General features: G+C 38.0%; 11 protein-coding genes. 2 read left to right on the top strand and 9 right to left on the bottom strand.

Features of this window, described 5'->3' with window-relative positions:
* Nucleotides 1-3,545 precede the first annotated feature (3,545 nt).
* From ltrA to RCC89_19825, 7 genes are all read right to left on the bottom strand, one after another.
* The gene (ltrA, locus tag RCC89_19795) at nucleotides 3,546-4,787 is read right to left on the bottom strand and encodes a group II intron reverse transcriptase/maturase (GenBank protein WMJ75384.1); all 1,242 of its coding nucleotides are present in this window, start codon (nucleotides 4,785-4,787) and stop codon (nucleotides 3,546-3,548) included.
* A gap of 368 nt (nucleotides 4,788-5,155) precedes the next feature.
* Complete coding sequence (locus RCC89_19800; protein ID WMJ75385.1) at nucleotides 5,156-5,323, bottom strand: hypothetical protein; 168 nt, start codon at nucleotides 5,321-5,323, stop codon at nucleotides 5,156-5,158.
* A 186-nt stretch (nucleotides 5,324-5,509) separates the two neighbouring features.
* Nucleotides 5,510-7,312 (bottom strand): hypothetical protein, encoded by a 1,803-nt coding sequence (locus RCC89_19805; GenBank protein WMJ75386.1) that lies wholly within the window; start codon nucleotides 7,310-7,312, stop codon nucleotides 5,510-5,512.
* Between the two features lie 1,415 nt (nucleotides 7,313-8,727).
* Nucleotides 8,728-10,413 (bottom strand): AAA family ATPase, encoded by a 1,686-nt coding sequence (locus RCC89_19810; GenBank protein ID WMJ75387.1) that lies wholly within the window; start codon nucleotides 10,411-10,413, stop codon nucleotides 8,728-8,730.
* Nucleotides 10,410-11,747 (bottom strand): restriction endonuclease subunit S, encoded by a 1,338-nt coding sequence (locus RCC89_19815; GenBank protein ID WMJ75388.1) that lies wholly within the window; start codon nucleotides 11,745-11,747, stop codon nucleotides 10,410-10,412. Before RCC89_19815 ends, RCC89_19810 begins: the two co-directional genes overlap by 4 nt.
* Before the next feature lie 4 nt (nucleotides 11,748-11,751).
* Entirely contained in the window at nucleotides 11,752-14,043 is a 2,292-nt protein-coding gene (locus RCC89_19820; GenBank protein ID WMJ75389.1) for an N-6 DNA methylase, read from the bottom strand.
* A 4-nt stretch (nucleotides 14,044-14,047) separates the two neighbouring features.
* Nucleotides 14,048-14,260, bottom strand: a complete 213-nt coding sequence (locus RCC89_19825; protein WMJ75390.1) for a helix-turn-helix transcriptional regulator — start codon at nucleotides 14,258-14,260, stop codon at nucleotides 14,048-14,050.
* A 579-nt stretch (nucleotides 14,261-14,839) separates the two neighbouring features.
* Between RCC89_19825 and RCC89_19830 the strand changes: the two genes are divergently transcribed.
* Entirely contained in the window at nucleotides 14,840-15,544 is a 705-nt protein-coding gene (locus RCC89_19830; GenBank protein WMJ75391.1) for a tyrosine-type recombinase/integrase, read from the top strand.
* A complete protein-coding gene (locus RCC89_19835) occupies nucleotides 15,541-16,689 on the top strand; it encodes an IS91 family transposase (protein ID WMJ75392.1) in 1,149 nt (382 codons plus the stop codon). The genes RCC89_19830 and RCC89_19835 overlap by 4 nt, the downstream gene beginning before the upstream one ends.
* Before the next feature lie 291 nt (nucleotides 16,690-16,980).
* Here the strand turns inward: RCC89_19835 and RCC89_19840 are convergent, their stop codons facing one another.
* Nucleotides 16,981-17,454, bottom strand: coding sequence for a hypothetical protein (locus tag RCC89_19840; GenBank protein ID WMJ75393.1), 474 nt, complete (start codon nucleotides 17,452-17,454; stop codon nucleotides 16,981-16,983).
* A gap of 221 nt (nucleotides 17,455-17,675) precedes the next feature.
* The gene (locus tag RCC89_19845; protein ID WMJ75394.1) at nucleotides 17,676-18,443 is read right to left on the bottom strand and encodes an abortive infection family protein; all 768 of its coding nucleotides are present in this window, start codon (nucleotides 18,441-18,443) and stop codon (nucleotides 17,676-17,678) included.
* Nucleotides 18,444-18,619 lie beyond the last annotated feature (176 nt).

Consider the following 18,619-nt stretch of genomic DNA (forward strand, 5'->3'; position numbering starts at 1 on the left):
TGGTTTTATTAGGTTGCTGCTAACGTCAGGCTATGAGAGGCCGCAGTTTATGTACGCCAACCTCGAAGCCTTGTAAAGCTTAAATATAACGAATAACAGAGAAATATCAACGATTACCTGCGGTCTCTTATAGCTATTGTTGGGGGCTGTAGTATATTGACAAAGCTCTTCTGCTGGTGGCTATCGGTGTTTTAACAGCTTTCTTTCCGGTTGGTTAACACCTGACGGCAAGAGCATCTTAGAATCACAGCTTTTGTGGTTCTGTTTAGTTAACTCTTATCTTCACATACCAAAAACCCGTTCAGGTTAGATAGTTAAAGAAAGTATAGATATTAGGTTTAAGCCATTCTCCTGTTAAAAAGATATCTCTTTATTTTTTAACTTTTAACAGCTTTCCTGTTGGCGGTGCAGTATCATATTAATGAGCAGCTGCGTTTTGCCGCGACGAAAGAAAATCCGTTCCGGCGCCGTAACTATAAGTTAGTAAAGGAATCGTATTTTATCCTGCGATAGCTTACCAACCTGCCCCTTTTTAGGAACATGGTTTTATAGCAGATATGCCTGAGATTCGCAATCTATAGCCCCCAACGTCAGGCTATGAGAGGCCGCAGTTTATGTGCGCCAACCTCGAAGCCTTGTAAAGCTTAAATATAACGAATAACAGAGAAATATCAACGATTACCTGCGGTCTCTTATAGCTATTGTTGGGGGCTGTAGTATATTGACAAAGCTCTTCAGCTGGTGGCTATCGGTGTTTTAACAGCTTTCTTTCCGGTTGGTTAACACCTGACGGCAAGAGCATCTTAGAATCACAGCTTTTGTGGTTCTGTTTAGTCAACTCTTATTCAATCTCTTATCTTCACATACCAAAAACCCGTTCAGGTTAGATAGTTAAAGAAAGTATAGTATTAGGTTTAAGCCATTCTCCTGTTAAAAAGATATCTCTTTATTTTTTAACTTTTAACAGCTTTCCTGTTGGCGGTGCAGTATCAAATTAATGAGCAGCTGCGTTTTGCCGCGACGAAAGAAAATCCGTTTCGGCGCCGTAACTATAAGTTAGTAAAGGAATCGTATTTTATCCTGCGATAGCTTACCAACCTGCCCCTTTTTAGGAACATGGTTTTATAGCAGATATGCCTGAGATTCGCAATCTATAGCCCCCAACGTCAGGCTATGAGAGGCCGCAGTTTATGTACGCCAACCTCGAAGCCTTGTAAAGTTTAAATATAACGAATAACAGAGAAATATCAACGATTACCTGCGGTCTCTTATAGCTATTGTTGGGGGCTGTAGTATATTGACAAAGCTCTTCAGCTGGTGGCTATCGGTGTTTTAACAGCTTTCTTTCCGGTTGGTTAACACCTGACGGCAAGAGCATCTTAGAATCACAGCTTTTGTGGTTCTGTTTAGTCAACTCTTATTCAATCTCTTATCTTCACATACCAAAAACCCGTTCAGGTTAGATAGTTAAAGAAAGTATAGATATTAGGTTTAAGCCATTCTCCTGTTAAAAAGATATCTCTTTATTTTTTAACTTTTAACAGCTTTCCTGTTGGCGGTGCAGTATCATATTAATGAGCAGCTGCGTTTTGCCGCGACGAAAGAAAATCCGTTCCGGCGCCGTAACTATAAGTTAGTAAAGGAATCGTATTTTATCCTGCGATAGCTTACCAACCTGCCCCTTTTTAGGAACATGGTTTTATAGCAGATATGCCTGAGATTCGCAATCTATAGCCCCCAACGTCAGGCTATGAGAGGCCGCAGTTTATGTACGCCAACCTCGAAGCCTTGTAAAGCTTAAATATAACGAATAACAGAGAAATATCAACGATTACCTGCGGTCTCTTATAGCTATTGTTGGGGGCTGTAGTATATTGACAAAGCTCTTCTGCTGGTGGCTATCGGTGTTTTAACAGCTTTCTTTCCGGTTGGTTAACACCTGACGGCAAGAGCATCTTAGAATCACAGCTTTTGTGGTTCTGTTTAGTTAACTCTTATCTTCACATACCAAAAACCCGTTCAGGTTAGATAGTTAAAGAAAGTATAGATATTAGGTTTAAGCCATTCTCCTGTTAAAAAGATATCTCTTTATTTTTTAACTTTTAACAGCTTTCCTGTTGGCGGTGCAGTATCATATTAATGAGCAGCTGCGTTTTGCCGCGACGAAAGAAAATCCGTTCCGGCGCCGTAACTATAAGTTAGTAAAGGAATCGTATTTTATCCTGCGATAGCTTACCAACCTGCCCCTTTTTAGGAACATGGTTTTATAGCAGATATGCCTGAGATTCGCAATCTATAGCCCCCAACGTCAGGCTATGAGAGGCCGCAGTTTATGTACGCCAACCTCGAAGCCTTGTAAAGCTTAAATATAACGAATAACAGAGAAATATCAACGATTACCTGCGGTCTCTTATAGCTATTGTTGGGGGCTGTAGTATATTGACAAAGCTCTTCAGCTGGTGGCTATCGGTGTTTTAACAGCTTTCTTTCCGGTTGGTTAACACCTGACGGCAAGAGCATTTTAGAATCACAGCTTTTGTGGTTCTGTTTAGTCAACTCTTATTCAATCTCTTATCTTCACATACCAAAAACCCGTTCAGGTTAGATAGTTAAAGAAAGTATAGATATTAGGTTTAAGCTATTCTCCTGTTAAAAAGATATCTCTTTATTTTTTAACTTTTAACAGCTTTCCTGTTGGCGGTGCAGTATCATATTAATGAGCAGCTGCGTTTTGCCGCGACGAAAGAAAATCCGTTTCGGCGCCGTAACTATAAGTTAGTAAAGGAATCGTATTTTATCCTGCGATAGCTTACCAACCTGCCCCTTTTTAGGAACATGGTTTTATAGCAGATATGCCTGAGATTCGCAATCTATAGCCCCCAACGTCAGGCTATGAGAGGCCGCAGTTTATGTACGCCAACCTCGAAGCCTTGTAAAGCTTAAATATAACGAATAACAGAGAAATATCAACGATTACCTGCGGTCTCTTATAGCTATTGTTGGGGGCTGTAGTATATTGACAAAGCTCTTCAGCTGGTGGCTATCGGTGTTTTAACAGCTTTCTTTCCGGTTGGTTAACACCTGACGGCAAGAGCATCTTAGAATCACAGCTTTTGTGGTTCTGTTTAGTCAACTCTTATTCAATCTCTTATCTTCACATACCAAAAACCCGTTCAGGTTAGATAGTTAAAGAAAGTATAGATATTAGGTTTAAGCCATTCTCCTGTTAAAAAGATATCTCTTTATTTTTTAACTTTTAACAGCTTTCCTGTTGGCGGTGCAGTATCATATTAATGAGCAGCTGCGTTTTGCCGCGACGAAAGAAAATCCGTTCCGGCGCCGTAACTATAAGTTAGTAAAGGAATCGTATTTTATCCTGCGATAGCTTACCAACCTGCTCCCTTTATTGGAACATGGTTTTATAGCAGATATGGTTGAGATTCGTAATCTATAGCCCCCAGTCGAGTCACCCCGGGGAGTTTCACCCCAAGGTTCTCACAGAACCGTACGTGAAAGTCTCCCTTCATACGGCTCTTCCTGTTCAGTCACAAATGTATTGCTACTTTTGGATATACCAATTTCCAGTGTGCGAATAAGTCTGGTTTTGCTTTATACTTTTCCCTGAGCCATCTGTTAGCAGAGCGCTTGTACAACCCCTTCTCCCATTTCACCCACTTCAATAATCTGTTGTTTAGTTCGTACCATATCCTGCGGGTGTGGTTTGACCATTTATAGCAATAATAATTAATTACTCCCCTGATTACAGGATTCAGTTCACGGGCAAGTTCTTCAAGGCTTTTACGCCACTTATGAATTTTCTTTCTCCTGAACTTTTCCAGCACACTGATTACGGATTTATGGCTGATATGGAATCGTGGCATTAAACGCAGACCTGACTTCAGTCTTGTCCATTCCGGACGAAAGGTGAAGCCCAGAAAATCAAAGCTCCGGCAATACTTATTTTCAGATTCCCCCCGAAGGTTTATTATTTTAGATTTCTCCTTGTTCAGTTCCAGCTTACAGGCTGACATGCGTCTCTGAATCTTGTCACGCATGTATAGAGCCTGACTTTCTGATTTGCAATGCACCACTATGTCATCAGCATACCTCTCAAACGGTTTTCGCGGATGGTATTTCTCCATCCACTTGTCAAAGCATACATGCAGAAAGATATTGGCCAGTAAAGGGCTAATTACTCCACCCTGAGGTGTTCCACTTGTCCTGTCTATATAGCATCCATCCCCTTGTATGATCCCTGCCTCTAACCATCTTTTCACATACAACAGAACCCACTTATCCTGGCAGTAATGCTCAACTGCCTTTAGGAGCATGTCATGATCAATTGTATCAAAGAAGCTTTTGATATCGAGGTCTATTGCCCATTCGTGGTTAAAGACATTGGCCCATGCCTGATTTACCGCCTGATGGCAGTTTCTACCTGGACGATACCCAAAGGAGCTGTTGTGAAACTGAGGTTCCATGATCCGCTCAAGATGGGTTTTTACTACTTCCTGAGCTATACGATCTAAAATGGTGGGGATTCCTAATTTGCGTACCCCGCCTGACTTTTTCTTAATCGCTGATTCTCTGACGGGCATTGGAAAGTAACTGCCTGAGCTCAGCCTGTTCCATAGTTTATAGATCTGAGGCTGTAGATCTTTATCTAACATATCCCAGTCCATTTTATCTATGCCATGGCTGCCTTTGTTGGCTCTTACTTTCTTATATGCACGCCACACCATGATTCTGGTTATTGGCTGTGACTTTGTCTCGTAATAGTCAATCATCCCATTCTTAATGGTTGTTAATAATTCTAAGACTAAACAGGCTAAGCCCTTCGCTCCACTCCCATTACAGGAGCTTCATCACTACTACGACTTAGTCCGCCACCGCTGTTTCATGCTATCCTTGCATGTCTGCTTCCCTGTTAGGGTTCACAGAGCAACAGCGACTTCTCTTGTTCCATACAAATGCCTGTACTGAGTTCTTGCCAGCTTTGCCCCGGGTGTTATGCAATCAGTAATCAGAGCGCCCATTGCACTTATAACAGGTACAAACGTACTTACCTGCTTTCAACACCGTTTCTTTTACATTACGAGACGTAATTTAACCGCTGGTTTAATCTATTCAACTCCTCAGTCCGCACCTACGGGAATCATAGCTCCCGTTTTTCCTTATCGTTCACCACAAAGGAAGTTTCCGCCCAATGCAGCATAAGGTGGTTTGCAAACTGTTTCTGACAACCGTCTGCGGAAGGCCTATTCATTTCTTGATTCATTGCTTCTTTGGCCGGTTCAGTTCGCTCGACCTCCTTCTGAAACACAATGTCCTGAAATGTCTTCCATCATTTGTACAGCACTCTCCTTTTGTTTTAGTGTCAGGAGATTCAAGACACACACGTTTAGTATAAAAAACGGGCAGCGGTTTTACAAGCAGTTAAGTATCCCCCGAAACCGCAGCCAGCGAAAAGAACCGAAGGCTCCGCTACCACAGAACCCGCTGCTCTTTTTTATACAGTGTTATCGGCTTTTAATTTTATTCCCGCAAATGCAGAACGATTATTCAATTCAATAACAGTCATTTCTAATTCAGATGAAATATGTTTGTTGATTCTATCATTTAGTTGAGCTTTCGCATCTGTTACACCTTTGTTATAATTTTTGGCTTCAAGAATAAATCCAAAGTTAGTTAACGGATTAATACTAGGGAAAAAAACTATTCCATCAAACTCAGCACTTCCATCATTGCTATTTTCAATAAATAACTTGGCCCCTCCCACGAAAGCGATTGTTAAACCAGAATAGTTCAGATTATTAATTAGGTCTTTCATCTTCTGTACTTCAAATATTTCATCCTGATTTAGATAATCAGGAGATGATTTAAGATATTCATCTAATTGTTTTATCATTGAAGTTTTACCATTACTAATCATAACTGCTTTACTAGTCCTATTTTTATTCTCAAGAATAAATCTTTTGTTCCATCCAAAAATTGATTTTAGTAAAAATGATAATAATAATTCATCATTATCTATCGCTCTTAGATTAGGACTATTATCAGGTATATATGATTTAAATTTAATTATTTCTGAACAAATTTTTAAGGCAACTCTGATACTTTGATGATTATCAATTGTTGTAATCCCAAAAGCAAGTTTTACTGTATTCTTTCTTGCATTTACTAGCAGTCCAACTCGTGCTCTAGAAACACCCAGTTTTTTTCTTATCTCCATTTCCCATCTAACTTCATTCTTTAATGGTTCTGGTAGGTTATCTCTATCCTGAGGCCTTAGCCTGAACTCTTGAATTATTTTCCTCTCCCTTATCCAATCTAATTCTAAAACGTCATGAATTTCATTCTCAAAACTTTGTTTTGGACTCAATATATGCTGAATATCAGTTATTCCTTTAGTAACAGGAATATGCTTTTCAATTTGAACAAGCATGATTTCAGAAGCCCTAGCTGTATTAATACAAGAGTCCGAGGACATATATACTGAGTTTTGCAAGACTTGCTCCAAATTATGTAAAGCAATCCTGTAAGTTGTATTTTTTATAAAAAGTGACTCTAAGAGGCTATCAAAATTTAGCAGAATTGAAGATAGATCGAGATTAAATGGAACAGGTGCATAAATTGAATCAAGAGTTATAAAAGAGATTTGCCTAATAGTGTCATACAGCTTTCTTAACTGAATCATTTGAATGTTTGACCAATCAGGATTTGTATATACTCTTAAAAGTTTTGTAGCGAACTCGACCATATGATTATCTTTCCTCTTATAACGTTGCAGCTGAAATAATGCAATTACCAAGTGAAATCTGTAATAGTCATAATTTTCCACAACCTCATTTAGAAATGGCCTATCGATAGGATCAAGTCCACTTTTAAAAAATTTATATATTGATTTTTGTTCTTTAAGCAAGGTTAACCATGCCCTTGATGTTGAAAAAGTACCTTCTAGGTATCCCATATTATTTAATAGAACTAAACATTGTAGTAGTTCTCCAGTTGAAGGATATTTTGAGTCATTACTCATTTTACCACAAAATTCCCTCTTCCCAGAAAGGCCTAAATCGGAATTTTTATTAGCACACAATTCTGAAATCAAGGACAATTGAAGAAAAACATATTCATATCTATTATGATGTGCCCCTTGAAAAACATCAATTAGTCTTCCCAATTGGTGTATTCTTCTAAATCGTTTTATATGCCCATATTGGTCAATAAAATCATACAGATTTATTGTATAGTTAAACAAATTGGCAGTTAGATTCCCTATCCCAGGAACATTATATGATATTTTTTTTGGCATGTACTTATTTTATTGCCGATAACGTCAGGCTATGAGAGGCCGCAGTTTATGTGCGCCAACCTCGAAGCCTTGTAAAGCTTAAATATAACGAATAACAGAGAAATATCAACGATTACCTGCGGTCTCTTATAGCTATTGTTGGGGGCTGTAGTATATTGACAAAGCTCTTCAGCTGGTGGCTATCGGTGTTTTAACAGCTTTCTTTCCGGTTGGTTAACACCTGACGGCAAGAGCATCTTAGAATCACAGCTTTTGTGGTTCTGTTTAGTCAACTCTTATTCAATCTCTTATCTTCACATACCAAAAACCCGTTCAGGTTAGATAGTTAAAGAAAGTATAGTATTAGGTTTAAGCCATTCTCCTGTTAAAAAGATATCTCTTTATTTTTTAACTTTTAACAGCTTTCCTGTTGGCGGTGCAGTATCAAATTAATGAGCAGCTGCGTTTTGCCGCGACGAAAGAAAATCCGTTTCGGCGCCGTAACTATAAGTTAGTAAAGGAATCGTATTTTATCCTGCGATAGCTTACCAACCTGCCCCTTTTTAGGAACATGGTTTTATAGCAGATATGCCTGAGATTCGCAATCTATAGCCCCCAACGTCAGGCTATGAGAGGCCGCAGTTTATGTGCGCCAACCTCGAAGCCTTGTAAAGCTTAAATATAACGAATAACAGAGAAATATCAACGATTACCTGCGGTCTCTTATAGCTATTGTTGGGGGCTGTAGTATATTGATAAAGCTCTTCAGCTGGTGGCTACCGGTATTTTAACAGCTTTCTTTCCGGTTGGTTAATACCTGACGGCATGAGCATCTTCGAATCACAGCTTTTGTGGTTCTGTTTAGTTACTCTTGTTCAACCTCTTATCTTCACAAACAAGAACCCGTTCAGGTTAGATAGTTAAAGAAAGTATAGATATTAGGTTTAAGCTATTCTCCTGTTAAAAAGATATCTCTTTATTTTTTAACTTTTAACAGCTTTCCTGTTGGCGGTGCAGTATCATATTAATGAGCAGCTGCGTTTTGCCGCGACGAAAGAAAATCCGTTTCCGGCGCCGTAACTATAAGTTAGTAAAGGAATCGTATTTTATCCTGCGATAGCTTACCAACCTGCCCCTTTTTAGGAACATGGTTTTATAGCAGATATGCCTGAGATTCGCAATCTATAGCCCCCAACGGTCAAGTATAAGAGCAGTAGCGGATTTCAAGGCGATTACCTGTCCGACACCACCAAAGTTTATTAAATGCACAGACCTTGATTTTACCGCTTCACCCGCTATTGCTCTTATACAATGTTGTGCGGTCGTACTTTTTTTTCGGTCGTTTGTCAGCGTTGGCAAAGACATACTCTTTTGCAAATTTCGGCTTGCGTGTCGGCTTGTGCGAATTGCAAATGTGTATGGCTTTAGCGTTGGCATTATTTCGTTTTTATTTCCAATATCAAATCAAAAACACTTTTAAAGTGCTTGAATTCAGAGTCGGGAAATCCATTACAGTCTTGCTCTAATAATCTTTTTACTTGATTTTTAGTGACAATCGAGTCTAATCCTTTAAATGAACTTAAAACATATTGATTTAGCAGATTTTTACTAAAGTAGTCCTCTATATTAAAATTTAGACCTCCTCTATACCATTGGCGTGTTGGATAAATTGAAATCCATATTTCGCCCTTCTTGCGGTATTTGTTGAAATTACCATTATTAAATGCATTTGCACTTGTTCGGTTAAATATTTTATTGACTGCACCCCATCCTGATTGGTCGCTATCGAAAAAAGCGATTATATGTTGTCCTACTTTTGGTGTAAATTTTTCAGTTAACAATTTAACTCCTTCAGCTCCGCCACAAGGTAGATATTCGAATTCAAGGTTGGAGTATCTAGGTTCTGTTTGTTTCAATACTTCCAAAGCCTTTTTAAGGAAAACTTCATCTGTTTTCCCTTCAACTAGTAATATATCTTTTTGAGAGTTGAGAAAAATGTTTTGCTCTTGATAACTCCAAATGCCTTTCGTTAACTCGTAAACAATTTTCTGCTTTTCCATTGCTTCCACTTGTGCATCATTATTTGCTTTTTTAGAAAGCATTGTAATGTGTTTTAAGTCGAAATTATGTGTAAGTGTTGGCGAGTGAGTCGTAATTATATTTTCTCGGTTTGAATAGGCTTTTAAAAGCTTTTCAATTTGTTCCTTGTTGGAAAGGTGGATATGACTGTCTGGCTCGTCAAGAAGTATCAAAGAATTCTCATCTCCAATAACTTCCAAAATCAGCATTATGAGTAAAAGTTTCTTTTCGCCTTCGCTTAAACTTTCGGCTTTTAATCCTGTGTTGTAGTCGATTTCAATTTTGGTGATTACCTTATCATCCTTTGGCATAAATGCCGCAGCAAGATATTTGAACAAATCAATCTCGTTAATGAAGTCAAGTTTTTCCTTAAACTCTTCTAAAGTCATTTGAACCGAAGCGTCTTTGTTCGGGTTCAAAGTCATAACCAAGTTGGTAACAGGATTTGGATTTTTTAACCAAGTTCCTAGAGTCGGAATATCAAAATCGAATTTGATGTAGTTGACCGTTTGAATGCCCAATGTGGCGTGGCAAAACTTTCTAATATCTTCAAATGCGGCAAAATCGTAGAAATGAAGAGTTAAAAGAGCAATATTCCAATAATATTTATTGATGTAAATTAATTCAGAATCTGGAATTGATGCACCTTTTAAAGCTTTGGTGTATTCATCATAAAATGGTTTGTAGTAGGTTTCCCAAAGACGACTTTCTTCTCCGCTATATGAGCTTATTAATTGGCTCGGTAAATGTTCTGATTTTAAAGAAGTATCAGTTCCATTTACTTTGGTTTCATAATTACCATTTTCAAATTTCACCTGCACACTGTAAGTGTCTTTTGTGTAGGTAAGATCATAATTGAAACTTGGATTGTGTTTATTATCGTACAAGCCTGCAAAAACACTACTAATAGCTTCTAAAATATTACTTTTCCCACTTCCATTGTTGCCAATCAAAACCGTAATGCCTTCTTTGTTTGAAAAATCTATTTCGAAATTTTCCAAATTCTTAAAACGTGTGTTGATTTCTAGCTTTTCTAGTCTCATATTGAAAGTACCGAATTTTGAACATTAGTAATGGCATTGATTTTCTGTTCTTCAGATTGGGCAAGCAATGAATTTTGTTTTTCCTTCATCAATAATGCCTCGTTTGCTATCTTTTTTTGTATATCAATATCTGGAATCGGGAAAACAAACTCTCTTAATTCTTGGGCATTGACATTAGCTTGTCCTAATACTTGCCGACTAATAAGGTCAATCTGTACACGTCCTATTGGTGAATTAAAAAGGAAGTTTATGTAATCAACATCTAATTTTAGATTGTTTAATTTCAATCTTATTAAATATGATGCAAATGTGTATTCCTCATCTTCTTTGAATACTGCTGTTTTACCCACAAGCTCTTTACTGTTGGTTCTATTAAAAAGAAGATCTCCCTTTTCTAATAGATATTTCTTCTTTTCATCCTTGGAAAGTGTAATATATTTTAAGTCACTGATGTCTAATTCAGAATTGTTGATATTATTCATTCTTAACATTGGAGTTCCAACAGGATTAGGTGAAGCTTTTGATGATAAACCATACTGGGATTCGATGATGTATCGACTAATCGGGTGTAAAGGGTATTTAGCGTTCTGTAAACCATCAATTGATGATAGGTTAAATAAATAATCTACTGACCATCTATCTATTGTTGAGAACTGAGTAAAAGACAAACCTGTTTTACGCTCTTTTAACGTTAGGTTAATTCCCAACTCTTTTAAAAGGAATGCATCTATTTCAAAACCAATCTGATTTGATTTTTTGGCAAAATCTATTGATTTTTTGCTTTCAGAATAGTATTTATCAAGAATCTTTTTTTGAACTTCAATTGGTGGCAAAGGAATATCCAATGACTTTAAAATATCAATAGTCAAATTTTGCCTTACCGAGCCTGTGGTGCTTGCGTTTATTACTTTATTAAATCGTTCTGTTTTAAAGAGTTTAAAAAGAAAATCGGGTAACAAAGTTTGTTTGCAACTAAATACTACATAAGCAGGGCTTATATATTCGTTTTCGTGTTCATTCGTTCGCAAACCGATACTACCCACATTTACACGATACGGATTGTAAGCCAACCAACCCTTTTCCATTTTCTTGTAGGATTGGTTAATGTTAGCTCCCTTTTCTTTGTAGGCATCAAAAATGCCAATTTTGTTGTTTACGCCTAAAATGCCAAATTCTGCATCAGGATAGTCAGCCAATTTAACTTTATGGCTTTCTTCTTGAATGTGCATTCCCAATTTTACAATAGGGTATTGCGACTTTATTTTCTCAAACGAATATCGTTTTACATCCCATAACACAACATCACTGAATGGGATTGTTTTAAACCATTCCATTGTGTTATTGATTGATTTTTGCATAATTCGTGTAAAATGTTTCTGGTTCGCCAAACGCAACTACTCGTTGAAATTTTTCATCATACTCATCATATTGAACTGTGGTATAACGTTCTTTCCAAAGTTGTTTCTCAATACGGTATTTGGTGAACTCTTTAGCTACTGGTTCTAATTCGTTTTCAATTTTTGCACCTGTTGTGCTAATACCTGCCTTTTCAACTTCAACAATTGGGATTTCATAATCAAAATTGGTCTTCACTTCCAATTTAATTTCATCTTCCATTTGTTGCTGTACTTGATTTAGTTTGTCTCGCAGTTCTTTTTTCTCGTCTTTATCAAGACCTCTTGTTTTTATCTTTTCTTGCAAGTCGGCAATTTCTTTACTGTATTTATTTTTGGCGTTTGTTTTGGCTGTTTTAAGAATGGAAGCATATTGTTTTGCTTCTTCCTCAGTAAATTTTTTGAAGAATAGCAAACTTGGTTTTACAGTAGCACCCGAAGCAATAAATACATCTTGCGGAATAGAAGTAATGTTGATGATTTTTGCCTTGCCTTCTACATAATCTCGTACTTTTTGAAGTTTGGTATTATTCAAAACTCCTTCAGGTAAAACAATTCCCATTCTCCCGCCTGGTTTAAGTAAGTCAAGACAACGCTCTATAAAAAGCACTTCTGTTAAACTGCTCATTTTGCCTGTGTCAAATAGACTTAAAACGGGCTTTCCAATGTTGTCATTGATTTGTTTTAGTGCTTTTACATAATCCTCTTTGTAGCGTTCAGTATATTTTGCAATACGCTCGATATCTGTGTATTTGTCTTGCTCGGTAATTTTTAAAGATTTTTCAACCCTTGCTCCAAAAGGTGGATTGGTTAATATAATATCAAAACGACCGTCAAATATTCCGTTTACATTTAATAATCCATCGTGATGGTGAACGCCACCGTGACCGTCACCGTGCATTATCATATTCATTTTTGCTGTTCGTGCCATTCTTGGGTTGGCATCCGTGCCAAAAATGCAATCATAGGAAAGACGTCTTAAACGGCTTTCAGGATTTAATATATCAAGTTCAGAATTGAGTAGTGTAAATTGGTCGTTTACTTTTTGGTCAATTTTCTCTTGCTCCTTTTTTGAAGCATTGTAATACTCGTCTGTGTAATATTTTAGTTTTACCTGATCTTTAGCTTCTTTGATTTCATTTTCAATTTTGCTTCTTACATATTCAAAAGCCTTAATTAAAAATCCACCACTACCACAACAAGGGTCGCAAACAGTTTCGCCCTCTTGTGGGTCTAGAATTTCAACTATATAATCAACTACAGTTCTTGGTGTAAAGAATTGTCCTAATTCACCTCTGAATGTTCTGCCAAGAAATTTTTCAAAGGCAATTCCTTTAATGTCATCAGAAGTTGTTGAAAGGTTATATATTTCTAATGCTTTTACAATCGCTTCAAAACTTCCTTGTTTGATTTTTATCTTTTCGTTTGAGTCGAAAAGGTCATCATCCTTAAACTCGTCTTTTGTCAATTCAAACCAATAATCCATATACGGAATGTCGTCTTTTGGTCCGTTTCGTTTTACGTTAATTGGTCGTATGTTTTTCTCGTATTGAGATTCTTGTTTTTTGAATTGTTTAAGTGAAAATATATTGTCTTCGTCTGGATTCCGCTCGTAGCGGATTTTCATAAAAAGAATTTTACTTGTTTCGTCAAATGCAGCTTCGGGTGAAAGTTTATCATTATTTCTAATGATGTTATGGCATCTAAAAAGTAGATTACTGAATTCGTCTCTTGTAAATGCTTTGGTTTGAGTTAATAAGTCTTTTACTTTTTTCTCACTTTGTAAATCTTGATTGGTAGGAATATCAAGAATTTCATCTTCCAAGTCTTTTGGATAGCCGTCAAGATTTACTTTAAAAACTTTGGTATGCTTTAGATTGGTAGTTACAAAAAACGGTGACTTTACGTAACGAGCATAATGCGAACCCTGAAAGTAATCGCCCTCAACAATATCAATATTGTCAGCTTTACACTCAACTACAATCGAAGGTGCTTTTTTCTCAACTTCTTCTTTACTTTTCCAAACAACAATATCGGCACTGGCTCTGCCTGTGCCTCTTTTGTTGCCTTCGGCAACAGTAACCTCTTGTTGCATTTGTTCAAGCGAGTAACCGTAATGATTTACAAGTCGGCAGATGTAGGTCTGTCTAACTTTTTCCTCTGGTGTTAGCACTAACCATTTGTCCTTTAATGGGGCAAATATTTTATTGTCTTCTATTTTTAGTTCTAATTTCATCCGTTTAATCTTTTTGAGTTGAGTAAATCAGTTCTTTTACATCAATGTTCAGCAGTTCGCTTATTTGTATCAAAGTTTCCAAAGAAGGCTGAACCTCGTTTGTGCACCATCTTGAAACAGTCGTTTCGTTTTTATCTAGTTTTTCGGCAAGCCATTTATTGGTCTTTCCGTGTTCTACTAAAACTACTTTCAGCCTGTTAATTGCTTTTTTATTCATATTAATTAGCATCAGATGCAAATATATAAACTTTTAATGAAATATCGTCTTTTTCAGCGGTGGGAAAGGGCAAGCTCTTTTGGTTTTTCAGCGTTTGGCTTTGTGTGTCGGCAAAAACCAAATGTGCTTGACCGAGCGTTGGCTTTTTTTGTATGCCGCACAACGTTTATATATACCTTCGGAGGGGGATTTTATAGCAGTCCATTATCCACCGATGCCGAAGTAAGATAATGAGAAACAGCCTGACAAACAACGCCCACCCCCTCTGAGGTATATATGTTGTTGTACTAAACCTACGGTAGTTTTTGAAAGCAGCGAATAAAGGTTAACTTTTTATCAAAGTAAATTTTCACTTTAAATTAATTACCATGAAAAAAAAAGCCAACCATTATTCAAACCGCATGTTCTAAGGTAGCAGGTTTTCAGGAATTTTATGAAAAGTTTCGCAAAAAAATAACTGTTGCCGGAAAGAGTCAAAGTACCGTCAACAATTACACCCGGCACCTTGCAAAAATTGCCCTCCACTTTGACCAAGTTCCCACAGAAGTAGACCCCGACCAGATCAACGACTACCTCTTCTTGGTAAAAGAGCAGCACGAAAGCCCATCGGAAACCTATTTTAAATTTACCGTTTATGCCCTCCGCTATGCTTACCGGATAGAAGGGCTCAAAGACAAACGCATCGAGCTACCGTCTATCAAAAAGGACAAAAGGCTACCTGTCGTACTGAGCCGTGAAGAAGTAAAACGGCTACTGTGCACTCCAAAGCTGCTCAAGCACCGGGTCCTTATCGGACTGCTGTATGGCTGTGGGCTGAGATGTTTTGAAGGACGGGGCATCAAACTTGCAGATCTGGACTTTGACCGAAAAGCGCTCCTTGTACATGGCAAAGGCAACAAAGACCGATATGTCCCCCTCAGCGATATGCTCATCAGAGGCCTAAAAACTTATATTGATGCCGAGCGGCCCGAGGAATGGCTTTTTAACGGAAAACCCGAAGGCTGTGCAGGTGGAGACTTTGACGGCAGGTATTCACAGCGCGGTGTCCAGTGGGCCATAAGACAGGCTGCCAAAGATGCGGGCATTGAAAAAGCGGTAAACGTACACACCCTGCGGCATACTTACGCTACGCACCTTTTGGAGGACGGGCTCAACATCATGACCATTAAAGACCTCCTCGGCCATGCATGTGTCCAGACAACCATGGTCTACCTCCATGTCGCCCAGTCCGGCAGGCAAAAACCGTTCAGCCCGCTTGACTCTTTATACCCCTCTAAGCAATGAGGGCGCAACATGAAGTGGCCCATGTCCTGAAAAAACATTGGCCAAAAGTGGAAAGCCACCCCAACATAAACAGGTGGCAGCTCCGCACTTTAGGTGCCCTTATGCGCTGCCGTACCAATGCCATGGGCGGGCATATATATGCCTGTAAAGCATGTGGCGTGGAACGGATCAGCTATAACAGTTGCAGGAACCGTCATTGCCCAAAGTGCCAGGGCAAGAACCGGGAAGATTGGATCCGAAAACGGGAGGGGGAGCTTTTGCCCGTACCATATTTCCATGTGGTGTTCACCTTGCCAGATGCACTGAACGGTTTGGCAATGGGCAAGCCCAAGGAAGTGTATGACACACTTTTTGAGGCCGCCTGGGAAACAGTGGCCACTTTTGCCTCAGACCCTCAACACCTGGGGGCAAAGGCAGGTATGGTTTCGATCCTCCATACATGGGGGCAGACCTTGTCCCTGCACCCCCACCTGCACTGTATCGTCCCGGGGGGCGGGCTTACAAAACAGGGAAAGTGGAAAGCGGCAAAAGGAAAAAAGAAGTCAGGAAAACGCAAGGCCAAATACCTTTTTCCGGTAAAGGCCATGAGCAAGGTGTTTAGGGCAAAATATGTTGAAAAGCTGAAATATAAGATCCCGGATTTAGACAAAGCTTTGGCAAGCTCCCTTTTTGAAAAAGATTGGGTCATATATGCCAAACGTCCATTTGGGCATCCCAAAGCTGTCCTGGAATACCTCGGAAGGTACACCCACAAGATCGCCATAAGCAATCACCGCATCAGGGAAGTAGGAAAGGACACCGTCACGTTCGGGTATAAGGATTACCGGCAAGGCGCCAAAAAGCTTGAGATGGAACTTGATGCCATGGAGTTTATACGAAGGTTCTCTATGCATGTCCTGCCAAGAGGCTTTATGCGCATCAGGCATTATGGTATTTTGAGCAGCTCCTCCAAAAAGGCAAGCATTCCGGAAATATTAGGGCAACTGGAAAAAGATATCAACAAAGCCAAGGAGGTACGAACCCTGGAAACCTACAACCCAAAAGTTTGCCCTTGTTGCAAAGAAGAAGCGTTGATCCCGATTGGTGTCATAAACAAAAGAGGCCCTCCTGTCTGGAAAAAGTCCCTGGACTATATAACCAATTAAAAACACAGCCACATTGGTGGCAATGGGAAAGGTATGCCTATACGGCAACAAAAACAGCTTTAAAAGGTCAAAAAATCGAAAATTGAGGCGGTAGATTTAACTTATAAACCCAAAACTGCGAAATCATAATTTGCAAAAAACTGCATTGGCCCTCAATTCTAACCTACAGAAAACCCCAACCCAGAACAGCAATCCCCATAGCGTTACCCCCGGTTTCGTACAACACTGGCTTCATTGTGGGCATTACATACCCAACGAAGCCTTAGTTGTTGTGGTGCGTTTTTTTAAATATTATCTAGTTAATAAATAATGACTTCCTATAAATCTTTTTCCTTCTTTTCTTTCGGTACTTATAGCCATATTTCTTAAGACAATTGTATCATTGTTAAACTTTTCAATATCAAGGATAGAAAGTTGTCCTTTATCAATAAGAGTGATTTTAGGATTATAAGTAGTATCAATCTCATAATAAAACTTATATCTTTCTCTATTGGCTATAATCACAACAGAATCTTTAAAAAAATTAAAATTCAAAGAGTCTATTGCAATTTCCTCTTCAAATTCAACCGCTGAAAGATAATCAACCAATGATCCTTCAGAATCATTTTCTTTACTTATTTCATAAGTATTAATCAGTTGAGCCTGCCATAAACCTCTAAAATTATCTTTTGAATAACCTTGGGTTATAGATTCAATTTTTTCTTGATTAAAAGATTCGCAAGAGGTGAGCAGTACTAAAATTAATGCAGTTATTCTCAAATTCATAAATTCATTCTTTTGTAGCTATAAAGCAGTAAATTGTGTTATTATTCAATGTTAGCTCATTTTTAAAATGCACCACAACGTTTAGTGTATGTGGCGTGGGGCGTTTTTAAAGCAGTTCTCTATCCCACAGTACCAAAGCAAGATAAAGATAAACAGCATGACTTACAAGCAGAACCGCCCCATGACATATACACAGTGCTAGCTGTTCGCCTTTTTATTTTTCAAAATGGCAAATCATTATAATCATCAATTTCAGGTTCGGATTTTGGATATTTTGATTTAAAAAATTTATTCAAAAATAATCCAACGGTTGCAACAGAATTCACAATGAAATATGCATAGATTGTGTCTTCAATCACTAAATCATCACTCGTTTTTCCGTGAAAATGAGTTCTTTCACTTCTTAGCTTTTCAATGGCTTGGTTAATAGCAAGCAAAGAATTTCCAATTGTCTTAATTTCTTTAGGATGTTCTGTGCAAGTTAATTTAAATTCCTTAAGTACAATTGAACTCAATTGATAGAGCGTTTCATTGCCTTTTATTTTTGATTGAATTCTATCATCTTTTAATATCTCTTTGATAATACTTTCAAGTGCAGAGTTTGCAAGCCCTATAGCTGTACCAGGGTCTGATTCAATTTGTTTATATGCTTTATTAAAAGTATCATATGCAGTTTTGTATTCAGACTTTATCTCGTTTTTGAAAGTAGGAATAGAGGGAATAAAATCAGGCGTATCTACCCCTAAGTCTATTGCAATTTTTAAAAGAATATCTCCTGGCATTGAATGCAAGGTGGAATTTAAATCAATATTTTTATCTTCCTTTTCTATAATTCTAAAATTTTCCCAATGAAAGTTTTGCTCGTCATACACATACCATTTAAGGATATAATTTTTAGCATTTTTATACGAGTTATATTCACCCCAAATAGCTTTTTCCACTTCTGCTACAAGTTTCATTTGGTATTTAGGCGAAATTAATTCGTTCATGTTTGATAATTGATGTTTTTGTGGTGACAGCTAACGTCAGGCTATGAGAGGCCGCAGTTTATGTACGCCAACCTCGAAGCCTTGTAAAGCTTAAATATAACGAATAACAGAGAAATATCAACGATTACCTGCGGTCTCTTATAGCTATTGTTGGGGGCTGTAGTATATTGATAAAG

It is taken from the genome of Cytophagaceae bacterium ABcell3, from assembly GCA_030913385.1.
GTDB lineage: Bacteria > Bacteroidota > Bacteroidia > Cytophagales > Cytophagaceae > ABcell3.

Bases quoted from the DNA above. Each gene is read 5' to 3' on its own strand.
- RCC89_19845 (WMJ75394.1), bottom strand. From the start codon at position 18,443: ATGAACGAATTAATTTCGCCTAAATACCAAATGAAACTTGTAGCAGAA.
- RCC89_19820 (WMJ75389.1), bottom strand. From the start codon at position 14,043: ATGAAATTAGAACTAAAAATAGAAGACAATAAAATATTTGCCCCATTA.
- RCC89_19840 (WMJ75393.1), bottom strand. From the start codon at position 17,454: ATGAATTTGAGAATAACTGCATTAATTTTAGTACTGCTCACCTCTTGC.
- RCC89_19825 (WMJ75390.1), bottom strand. From the start codon at position 14,260: ATGAATAAAAAAGCAATTAACAGGCTGAAAGTAGTTTTAGTAGAACAC.
- RCC89_19810 (WMJ75387.1), bottom strand. From the start codon at position 10,413: ATGAGACTAGAAAAGCTAGAAATCAACACACGTTTTAAGAATTTGGAA.
- ltrA (WMJ75384.1), bottom strand. From the start codon at position 4,787: ATGATTGACTATTACGAGACAAAGTCACAGCCAATAACCAGAATCATG.
- RCC89_19815 (WMJ75388.1), bottom strand. From the start codon at position 11,747: ATGGAATGGTTTAAAACAATCCCATTCAGTGATGTTGTGTTATGGGAT.
- RCC89_19805 (WMJ75386.1), bottom strand. From the start codon at position 7,312: ATGCCAAAAAAAATATCATATAATGTTCCTGGGATAGGGAATCTAACT.
- RCC89_19835 (WMJ75392.1), top strand. From the start codon at position 15,541: ATGAGGGCGCAACATGAAGTGGCCCATGTCCTGAAAAAACATTGGCCA.